The sequence below is a fragment of the Algibacter pacificus genome, from assembly GCF_008033385.1.
Taxonomy (GTDB): Bacteria; Bacteroidota; Bacteroidia; order Flavobacteriales; family Flavobacteriaceae; genus Algibacter; species Algibacter pacificus.
In genome coordinates, this window is record NZ_VOGY01000052.1 from 1 (window position 1) to 751 (window position 751).

Here is a 751-nt window from a genome sequence, read left to right on the forward strand (position 1 = left end):
GGAACATCTTTAAACTCAGGAACAGGAAGTTTTACCATTCCTCAAGAAGGAACTGCTAATAAGTATGATTATAACTATTGGAGCGCTTCTGTAAACAAAGGCGGAGGTTGGCTTGTTAAGGATTTAGAATTTGGAGGAACTACTGTAAGTTTTACTAATGCGGTTGATGAGGTTGGCCAAGTGAGTACCCTTTGGTTACAAACCTTTAATGGAACATCTGGAAATTATTATTCTTGGAATCAAATAAATCCAGCTTCAACTAGTATTTTACCAGGCGAAGGTTTTTCTATGAAAGGTACAGGAATTGCTGGTGAGTTTACGTTTAATGGCGAGGCTAATGATGGCGATTATACGCTTTCAGCAAGTTCAGGAAACGGTTATTTAGTAGGAAATCCATATCCGTCCGATTTAAATGCCGATCAATTTATAGCCGATAATTCTGGAGTTATCGACGGAACCTTATATTTTTGGGAGCAATTTGGAAATGCCAACACACATATATTAAATGATTATGAAGGTGGTTACGCTACTTACAATAGTTTGATGAGTACAGCTCCTGTAATTGCCGAAGATGCTGGTTCAGGTTCTACAAAAGGAGCCCCAACAGGTAAAATAGCTGTTGGTCAAGGTTTTTTTGTAACCCTTAATGCAAATGATAATATTGTGTTTAATAATGGGCAACGGGATTTTAATAGCCCAGGCGATCCTACAGATTCTGCAATTTTTTATAAAACCACACAAACTAAATCTG

Annotated in this window: 1 pseudogene; it reads left to right on the plus strand. The window is 37.5% G+C overall.

Features of this window, described 5'->3' with window-relative positions:
• Positions 1–751 (plus strand): annotated as a pseudogene (locus tag FQU21_RS17515) (hypothetical protein); the annotation flags it as partial.